The following is a 9804-nucleotide window of genomic DNA, read 5'->3' on the forward strand; positions in this document are numbered from 1 at the left end:
TCCGTTAATTATATCGTTCATTATATTTCTACTTTTCTAGCTCATATTTTTCATTTTATCACCGATGTGAACATAGTATACACAGCTTTTATTTATAATGATATTTACATGAAGCAATCATAACTGATCCTTTATCAATCTTATATACAAGTCTATGTTCCTGTGTAATTCTCCTACTATACCAACCACTTAAATTTCCTTTTAATTTTTCTGGTTTTCCGATACCTTCCAGTACTCCATCTCTCTCAATACTTTTGATGAGTTGGTTAATTTTTTCAAAGTTTTTCTATCTTGTATTTGCCACTCTTTATAGTCTTCAAAAGCATCAGTTGAAAATGTAATGAGTAGTTTAGTCATCAATATTAACCTTAACTATTTCATCATTTTCTAATTGTGAAATTGAACGTTTTAAGTGCTCGTTATTGTATGGATTTTTTTGTAAATAAAAAGTTTCCATAATAGAATTATAATCATCTTCAGACATCAAAACAGCATTATGTTCATTTGTTGTGATTGTTATCACTTCGCTATTTTCATTTACCTGATTAATTAGTTGTCTGAAATTTTTTCTTGCATTTGAATATGTTTCTACACTCATTACTATCATCTCCCAATTGAATTGTACAATATATTGTACAACTATAAAAGCGATATATCTTTTTCAGAAGAGATGTTGATTGGGCAAAGGGCGTTAGTATTAAAAAAATTTATTTCTTATATAAGAGAACCATTTCACCAAATAACATTATAGAATGTAAACAAAAAACTGTATCCTCTATATTAAAAAGGATACAGCTTATTAATCTTATTAAAAATTACTTTACTTCACTTACTGGTGTTAACGATATATTATTATTTTCTAGATATTCTTCGTATGTTAACCCGCTATCGTATAATTCTTGTGCGAGTTCTTTACCAAAGTAACGTATATGCCACGGTTCATACATATACCCCGTAATATCTTCTTTACCTTTTAAATAACGAACGACAAATCCATATTTATGTGCGTTGTTTTTTACAAACTCACCTTCTGGTGTTGCTTCAAAGCTTTCTGATAAACCAAACCACGCACTTTCACTACTGACGTCCATCACAAGTCCTGTTTGGTGTTCACTTGTCCCTGGTTTTGCACTAAATCGATCGGCTTCTTCTTGTCCATGTTGAAATATATAGTTATTGTAAAGTGTTTCTTGCATTGCATATGATCGATATCCAGACACTGCATAAAGTTGTAGACCTTCTTCATTTGCAGCTTCAAATAGTTCTTTCAGTGCCTCATATGCTTCACTTCTTAAATATGTCTCTTGCGTGCTCACTAAGTCAACGAGCACTAAGTCAGACGGTTCATACGTTTCAGATAATGCATACGCTGGGTTTACGAGTTGTTCGATCGTACCTTCTGTAAACACATTTTCTTCCGTTACAAGTGGTGTCTCTTCGACAACTTCTTCTTCTACCTGCTCATTTGTTTCAGCAGGCGTTGAAGTTACTTTGTGATCGTCTTTATTAATAATGCCGTTGTTTCCAGTACATCCGACTAAAAATATCGTAAGCACTGAAAGTCCAATCATTTTTTTCATAAAAATACGCTCCATTTAAACTTTCAAATCGTTCTATAAAATACCATCTGGTTCTTCTGGTAAAATCTGTCCACCATCGACGACGATACTTTGTCCTGTAATATAACCCGCTTCGTCAGATGCAAAGAATGCAACTGCTGCACCAATATCTTCGGGTTTCCCTAATTCATGCATCGGAATAATAGATTTTGTACCTTCTAAATATTCTTCACCTTGTGCTTTTAAGCCTTCGGTTAACACGTTACCTGGTTGCACACTGTTTACTGTTATACCGTACTTTGCATACTCTAACGCTGCACTTCTCATAAATCCAAGTTGTGCTGCTTTTGACGCACCGTAATGTGCCCACCCTGGATATCCAGTGATTGGTCCTGTTACTGAAGATGTAAAGATAACACGGCCGTAATTCGCCTTTTTCATATGCTTTAACACAGCTTTACTTACAAAGACAGATGATTTTAAGTTAACGTCAAGTACTTTGTCGTAATCTGCTTCAGACATGTCTTCAATGAATTTTTGAGGGAATATCCCTGTATTTGAAGCGAGGATATCGATTTTTCCGTGAGATTCAACGATGCTGTCGACCGTTTTTTCGATACCATCAAGATTTGTCACATCTAGCTCGTAAAATTCTCCGTTTAATTCTTTTGCGACTTTTTCACCGTTTTCTTTGTCTAAATCCGCAATAATAACGAACGCTCCTGCTTTTTGAAGAATCGTCGAAATCCCTTTACCAATTCCGTTTGCACCACCTGTGACAAGTGCAACTTTTTTCGTTAAATCAAACATATTATTCCTCCTATTCAATATTATGTATGTGATCTTATTCTACAATTTCTGAATGGAAGCAACGCTCCATATGTTCTAGACTCGACTCTTGTTGATCTGTAAACGTCGCGACTCCACGTTTGTGGATGACTGTTTTAAAACCATTCGCATCTGCACCTGACGCTGTTAAAAACACACAAATATCTGTTGCGACTCCACAAATGTGTACCGTTTCAACGTCACGCTCACGTAACACTTCATCTAAACCAGTGTTAAAAAATGCATTATAGTTTTCTTTCATTGAATAAATAATGTGATTATTATCTTTGTTTTCATCGTACCACTCTTTAAGTGGTCCATATAACTCTTGTCCTTTTGTTCCTGTTACGTTATGAACTGGCCAAGAATCAAAGTGCGCATCATCCGGCGCATGGTCATCCATAGAAATCACCACATACTTACCATCTTGTAAAAATTCGTCCGCTAAATCTCTTATATAAGGCGTAATGGCAGGTCCGGCTTCTCCAACGTTTAATGGCCCGTCTAAATCTACAAAGTCGTTACTCATATCAACAATCAATAAAGCTTCTTTACTCACTTATACCACCTCAATAAACATGTTTAACATTATTATACTAATCTTTCATAGAAATTCCTTTAAGTTTATTAAACTTCTTAAAATTTCATATATAATATGAAGTAAGAGGTGTTTAATTGTTATGAAGAAAATTCTTTATATGTTACTACTATCTTTCCTTATTTTATCTGCATGTACATCAAAAGAAGACACTCAAGAACATACAGAAAAAGTGCCCGAACAAACTGATGACAAACCTGAAACAATTGTTGAAGAGGAAACTGAACCTGAAGAAGACGAAAATGATCATGATGAGAGTGAAGAAGACACTGAAACTGAAATTGTAGAAGAAGATGAAGAAATAGCGAGAGAGTATTATATAGATCACGAAACGTATAGAGTCCTTCCAATCGAAGAAGGTACTAACACACAAGTTGCGTTACTCACGTTTGATGATGCACCCGCAGATTATGCGCTAGACATCGCATATATATTAAAAGAGTACGACGCACCTGCAATCTTTTTTGTAAACGGAATGTTTTTAAACTCGGAGCGCGGTAAAAATGTGTTAAAAGAAATTTATAATTTAGGTTTTGAAATTGGAAACCACACACAAAATCACCCAGACTTATCAAAGTTATCTTATGAAGCAGTAAACGAAGAAATTATATCAACAAATAATCTCATCGAAGAAATTACCGGAGAAAAACCGAGATTCTTCCGCGCTCCTTTTGGTATTAATACAGAAGCTTCTGAACAAATTATAAAAAACGAAGGTATGCAGTCCATGAACTGGACGTATGGATACGATGCAACTCCTGGATACCTCGACAAAGACATTCTCGAATATAAGATGGTACATTCAGAATACCTCGATCACGGAGCAAACTTACTTATGCACGACCGTCAATGGACGAGAGACGCACTCCCAAAAATACTTGAAGGCCTGAGATATAAAGGCTATGAGTTTGTAAATCCAAAAAAATTAGAAGTTAGACCGTAAAAGTGATAAAAAATCGTATGCGAACGGAGAGAGTCGCATACGATTTTTTTGTTTTACTGGGGCTAATTACTGGATGACTGGATTGGAATTTTGCTGCGAAAACGATTCATGTGGGAATTACCTTCACATGAATCGATCGTATTTTTTTATCTTTTATAAATATAAATGAGAACAAAACCGCAGGGAAAATTAATAACCAATAAGGTATGATTCGTCCCCCTAACGAAAATTCCACATAAATATTAAAAACACAATAAATACCATCCACATTACATTAATTAAAATCGTCTTTTGACTATTTGTCACATTAATGACCTCCTTTAAGAAAACGCTTGTAATATTTTTAAATTTAAAATAAAATTTATAAAAAATCAATTACTTTTAATCTAGGAGGTATTTATGAAAAAGGTAATTTTTTCGATTTTATTGTTCATCTCTATTGGTTTTTTAAATGAGTTAGAAGCACAGGCACTTACGACTACAGATGAACTAAGTCACCCATCAACTTTTGAGTTAATGATTAACGATAATGAGGTATTAGTTTTTACTAATGAGAATGATATGCAATTATATTTAGAAAGTATTAGAAACAATAACGAATTAAACACAATCGCTGCAGATAAACTAGTTTCAACACAAAAAGTTTATGGAGTTTTCGGTGGATATGCGACGAAGTATTGGTCTAAGTCTTCAGGTTACAGTATTGCTCAAGGTGAATCTTACAAATTTTCCGGATCTTATTCCGGTATCAAACTGTCATTTACTTATAAGAATACAGTAACCACAAACATACCTGCTAATTCAGCAAGATATAGTCAGCTAGGTATATATGCAGATGTTACAATTAAAAAATATAAACGTTTTTATCCCAACATGCACGCCCCAACTTATTTTTATAGAAAAACAATTAATCATTCATATTTGAAAGTTATTTATAAATAATAGTAGAATATTTATTTGCTCATTAGATAAAAATATGTACATGAAATCTACAATTTACATGTTACATGGATTTTCAACTTCTAAAAAGTTACGTTAAAATACCTACGCACACCAATCTACAACATCAAAACCTCTTCCCCACTCATCTGAACGGGAAAGAGGTTTTTTATCAATCATTCTTTATACAAATTTTTTATGCGTAAGAGAAACGCTTCAATCGTTTGGTCGTGGTGAGATTTTGATAACATCTTCAATATAATATTTCCTAGGAAATATTTGCCGCGCATCTCTCCGCTGTAGATGAGTTCAGTCTCTCTTTGTTGTTTTTTTATCAACCTATATTGTGCACTCTTTTGAAAGAATTTGTTAATTGTATAAGAAAAGCGTAGTAACTTAGAGTCCGCTTCATTCTCATACCTATCGAGCGTCACGATATACTGTATCGTTTTACCGTGCTCCTCATGCGTCACTTTATACGTGCTACCGATTTTGTCAGGAGTCTTACGAATCTCTTCGATCCGCTTCAACTCAGGCTTCACTTTATGGAAGTTTTCAACATTAAATAGATGACACACCTCATCAATCGGCGCGGATATCATGACTGTTTTATGCCACTTCATCATTAGTTTTCTACATATTTCACGAGTAATTTATACGTATTGAGTAACGCGTCGACGTGCGTACGTTCCATGCCGTGACTGTTTGCAACACCTGGTCCAATTAACGCTGCTTTAATATTTGCGCCACCACTCAGTGCTGCACTCGCGTCACTACCGTACATTGGGTAAATATCTACAGCGTAGTCGAGTTCCTCTTCTTTTGCGTATTCGATTAAATTCGAAACCATTTCGTAATCATACGGACCTGATGAGTCTTTTGCACAAATACTGACGTCGTATTCTGTACAGCTTAGGTCTTCTCCAATACAGCCCATATCTACCGCAAGAAGTTCTGTAATTTCTTCAGGTAAATATGATGCGCCGTGACCGACTTCTTCGTATGCTGTGAAGATAAACTGTAAGTTCGTTTTCGGTTTAACGTCTCCTGCTTGAATTGCTTTAATGAGACTCACAAGCAGTGCTACAGAGGCTTTATCATCTAAAAATCTCGATTTTACAAAGCCAGATGTCGTTACGACTGTCTTCGGATCATATGCGACGATATCACCGTTTTGAATACCAAGCTTACGTTCAACATCTTCTTTTGACGCAACACGTTCGTCGATTTTTACGACTAAGTTATCGATGTCTCTGTCTTTTTTTGATGCGTCCTTAAATACGTGAATCGACGGCGACGTTGATAGTATTGTACCCGCATATACATGACCGCTTCTCGTAATAATATCACAGTATTCTCCGTCTAACGTTGGTGTCAGAGGTCCACCAAGTTTTGTTAAATTTAAAGTACCGTCACTATTAATAGAACGCACCATTAAACCAAGCGTGTCCACGTGTCCAGATAATGCACGTGTTACTGACGTATCTTCTCCCTCGATATACGCAATTAAATTCCCTTTATGTGTCGTTGAAGTTTTTACACCGAGTGCTTCTATTTCAGTTCTTAAGAAATCTATCGCTTGTTTCGTATACCCTGTTGGACTATTGACGTTAAGTAGGTCTTCTAAAAACTGTAATGTTTCTGTTTGATTAAACATAATGTAACCTCCGGTATTTTAAAGTTTTATCTATTTATTTTTACATAATTTCATTATATCAAACAATAAAAATGGTATAATTAGTAATGATAACGATTTATTTTTGTCGTTTTCGTGTAACAATTGACATAATACAGTAACATTCTATATTATAAAATTATTATATTGAATCATATTATAGAGAGGCACAGAAACTCATGCCGGATAAATTTCATTTTTCAGTAAAACCGAAACGCTATTTAACAGGACTCGATGGCCTACGGGCAATCGCTGTTATTGCGATTATTATATATCACTTAAATCCACTATGGCTTCCTGGTGGATTTTTAGGTGTAGATACGTTCTTTGTCATTTCAGGATATTTAATTACAAGTTTACTCATTCATGAGTACCAATCAAAAGGATCTATCGATTTAATTGCCTTTTGGATTCGCCGTATTAAACGACTGATCCCGGCTGTGTTCTTTTTAATTGGGGTCGTTATCCTTTATACGTTAATCTTTGAACCGCAAATGATTAAAACGATTAAACACGATTCAATCGCCGCTCTATTTTACGTGTCGAACTGGTGGTACATATTTGAAGATGTCAGTTACTTCGAAGCAAGTGAACCGAAACCTTTAATGCACTTATGGAGTTTAGCAATTGAAGAACAGTTTTATATTATTTGGCCTGTGATTTTCGTCTTATTACTTAAATTCGGACGTTCAAATAAAACGATGCCGATAGCTGTTTTAATTATGACTTTTGTGTCACTCTTCTTAATGACACTATTCATGGTGCCAGATATGGACAACTCACGCGTGTACTTTGGAACAGACACACGTGCACATACAATTTTACTCGGTGTGTTACTTGCATTCATTTGGCCACCGTTTAACTTAAAAACAGAAACACCTAAAAGATATCAGCAAGTCATTGATACTGTTGGTATTACGTCACTCATCATACTGATTTTATTTATGATTTTTACAAAAGATTACTCAAACTGGTTATATGCAGGCGGACTGTTCTTTGTCACTCTATTAACACTTCCAGCAATTGCTGCGAGTGTACATCCGGTGTCAAAACTCGGTCAAGCGTTATCAAATCCAGTCATGCTTTGGATCGGAACACGCTCATATAGTCTTTACTTATGGCATTATCCGATTATCGTATTTATGAACATGCATTACGTAGCAGGACAAATCCCGCTTCACATCATCCTACTACAAGTGATACTGACGTGTATTGCTGCTGAGCTGTCATTTAGATTTGTTGAAACACCGATTCGTAAACAAGGGTTTAATTTCTTTAAGCCCGCATATAACACGAGTCGCACACTCATTGTGAAATCAACTGTAAGTGTCATTTTAGTCGCAGGTTTACTCGTTACATTGCTCGGAGTTTTTGATCATCACCATAAAGATGTGAACAAACAATCATCATTCAACACTGAAGATGGTACGATGCAGTTTTCTAGTACACCAAAAAGCATTGCATGGAACATTAAGAAAAACCATAAACAATTTACCGATGAAAAAGCGAGAATCGCTCAAGAAGAAGCTGACAAAGAAGAACAAGCCGAACTTGAAAAAGAAAAACAAGACTTTGCGAGTGAATATTTATCACATGCATCTCCACTATTTATCGGGGACTCAATCATGGTAAATATCGGTAGTCACATACAATACCGTATACCAAATGCCATCATCAACGGTGAAGTTGGACGTCAAATGTACCAAGCAATTGAAATTTCAAGAACGAAATACCCGCACTTTAATAGCGAAAATGAAAACATCGTACTCGAACTTGGAACAAACGGGGACTTTTCATTAGAACAACTTGAAGACTTCATTCAAACATTTAACCGTGCAAATATCTACCTCGTGACAATACGTGTTCCACGAGATTGGGAAGGCAATGTTAACAAAAAAATACACACTGCAGGAGAAGACTTTGAAAATGTCACAGTCATCGACTGGTACAAAGCATCAGAAGGACATGTCGAATACTTTGAACCAGACGGTATTCACCTAAACGCAGACGGTGTAGAAGCAATGGTTGATCTAATCATAGATCATATCGTAGAACAAGAGCAGAACAAAAAATAACAGGTACATCACATTGATGTATCTGTTTTTTTATCTTATAACAATAATAACCTTCTTTTAAATATAAAGATATTAATCATTTAAAAGGCTATTTTGTAATCAATTATTTGTTTTTTTTATGAAAGCGTTTATAATAAAGTTAATATAATAATAAAGGGGTTGTATAAGTAATGAAAAAACTTTGTATTGCTCTTATTTTATCTGCAGCTTTCCTGCTGAATGGATGTTCTTCAGAAGCTAATGAATTAACCGACAAAAAGCTCTCTGTGTTTACTGTGATTCAGATTGGTAATACATTAGATGATTTCTCGACAAATAGTGCTTACTTAATCTTTGACTTTAATAAAAATAATAAAGTTTCTATCCAATATCTTGGAGAAAGTTATCCTGGCTCTTATCAATTAGATGGCACGAATTTATCCATAGATGTTCTGGATAAAGATAAAAATGAAGTCTCTTTATTATTTACAGATTTTAAAAAGCATCCTAAAAACGAGAAATTATATACCGGTATTTTCTCAGATTTTACACACCTTGAAAATCATGGACTGAATGTATTACTACGAAATTATTCTGGAAATGAATATATGGGATTCTATGAAGTTGAATGATATTCATAATTAAAGGACATATTCTAAAATAGTTTAGAATATGTCCTTTGTTTATTATACGAATTTCATCCAATAAAAATATTACTCTCAATACGCTCTAACGTACTTAAGACGCTCAGTGCTGCGAGTGCACTTGTCTTTGGATTTTCTTTTAACGGATGATTTTTAACTTCAATTGTCGCTTCTCCAAATTCTCCCGTTACGTATACGTGGTGCACATTTTCTGTCGCATTTGGATCCGCGACGAGGCGAACTTTTGTTTTTTCTATCCCTAATCCAGCGAGAGATAGAATAATCGATACGTTCATGTTTTTAGGAAATTTGTCGATTGCATCTTTTGCAGCACCTTCGAATACGACTGTTGGTTCTGATAGTTCATCGTCTACAAGTGATGATGCTGGTTTTGTCGTCGTAAGTGTGACACTACTTAAATGATTTAGAGTGTTTACGTTTTGTATTAAATCTAGACCACCAACTGCGCCTGATGGTAAATAGAGTTTATGTTTACTAGCACTTACGCTCTCTAATAACGAAGTGTCACTAAACGCACCGATACTGATGACCATCATATCTTTT

Annotated in this window: 11 protein-coding genes and 1 pseudogene; 4 read left to right on the plus strand and 8 right to left on the minus strand. The window is 35.0% G+C overall.

Annotated features, from left to right (window positions below; translation table 11 throughout):
• Positions 1–88 precede the first annotated feature (88 nt).
• The 5 genes and pseudogenes from TJ68_RS04120 to TJ68_RS04140 form a co-directional block, all read right to left on the minus strand.
• Positions 89–357 (minus strand): annotated as a pseudogene (locus TJ68_RS04120) (Txe/YoeB family addiction module toxin).
• A complete protein-coding gene (locus tag TJ68_RS04125) occupies positions 350–598 on the minus strand; it encodes a type II toxin-antitoxin system Phd/YefM family antitoxin (RefSeq protein ID WP_040928909.1) in 249 nt (82 codons plus the stop codon). Before TJ68_RS04125 ends, TJ68_RS04120 begins: the two are co-directional and overlap by 8 nt.
• A 217-nt stretch (positions 599–815) precedes the next feature.
• Positions 816–1580, minus strand: a complete 765-nt coding sequence (locus TJ68_RS04130; protein WP_040928910.1) for a M15 family metallopeptidase — start codon at positions 1578–1580, stop codon at positions 816–818.
• A gap of 33 nt (positions 1581–1613) precedes the next feature.
• Positions 1614–2369 carry an SDR family NAD(P)-dependent oxidoreductase gene (locus TJ68_RS04135; RefSeq protein WP_040928911.1) on the minus strand — a complete coding sequence of 252 codons (756 nt, stop codon included), beginning with the start codon at positions 2367–2369 and terminating at the stop codon, positions 1614–1616.
• A 34-nt stretch (positions 2370–2403) separates the two neighbouring features.
• Positions 2404–2946: a cysteine hydrolase family protein gene (locus TJ68_RS04140; RefSeq protein ID WP_040928912.1), complete on the minus strand. Its 543-nt coding sequence runs from the start codon at positions 2944–2946 to the stop codon at positions 2404–2406.
• 139 nt (positions 2947–3085) lie between these two features.
• On the opposite strand from TJ68_RS04140, the gene TJ68_RS04145 reads away from it, so the two are divergent.
• Both TJ68_RS04145 and TJ68_RS04150 read left to right on the plus strand, forming a co-directional pair.
• Entirely contained in the window at positions 3086–3928 is an 843-nt protein-coding gene (locus tag TJ68_RS04145; protein ID WP_202898287.1) for a polysaccharide deacetylase family protein, read from the plus strand.
• A gap of 399 nt (positions 3929–4327) precedes the next feature.
• Positions 4328–4870: a hypothetical protein gene (locus TJ68_RS04150; protein WP_040928914.1), complete on the plus strand. Its 543-nt coding sequence runs from the start codon at positions 4328–4330 to the stop codon at positions 4868–4870.
• 173 nt (positions 4871–5043) lie between these two features.
• On the opposite strand, the gene TJ68_RS04155 is transcribed toward TJ68_RS04150, so the two are convergent.
• Positions 5044–5493, minus strand: coding sequence for an SRPBCC family protein (locus tag TJ68_RS04155; protein WP_040928915.1), 450 nt, complete (start codon positions 5491–5493; stop codon positions 5044–5046).
• A complete protein-coding gene (locus TJ68_RS04160) occupies positions 5493–6524 on the minus strand; it encodes a M42 family metallopeptidase (RefSeq protein ID WP_040928916.1) in 1032 nt (343 codons plus the stop codon). Before TJ68_RS04160 ends, TJ68_RS04155 begins: the two co-directional genes overlap by 1 nt.
• 197 nt (positions 6525–6721) lie before the next feature.
• Between TJ68_RS04160 and TJ68_RS04165 the strand changes: the two genes are divergently transcribed.
• Positions 6722–8617 (plus strand): acyltransferase family protein, encoded by a 1896-nt coding sequence (locus tag TJ68_RS04165; protein ID WP_040928917.1) that lies wholly within the window; start codon positions 6722–6724, stop codon positions 8615–8617.
• A 170-nt stretch (positions 8618–8787) separates the two neighbouring features.
• A complete protein-coding gene (locus TJ68_RS04170) occupies positions 8788–9228 on the plus strand; it encodes a hypothetical protein (RefSeq protein ID WP_040928918.1) in 441 nt (146 codons plus the stop codon).
• Positions 9229–9293: 65 nt separating this feature from the next.
• Here the strand turns inward: TJ68_RS04170 and TJ68_RS04175 are convergent.
• Positions 9294–9804 (minus strand): aspartate dehydrogenase domain-containing protein (locus tag TJ68_RS04175; RefSeq protein ID WP_040928919.1); only part of this gene is annotated, 511 nt, incomplete at its 5' end.

The organism is Nosocomiicoccus massiliensis, from assembly GCF_000438455.1.
Taxonomy (GTDB): domain Bacteria; phylum Bacillota; class Bacilli; order Staphylococcales; family Salinicoccaceae; genus Nosocomiicoccus; species Nosocomiicoccus massiliensis.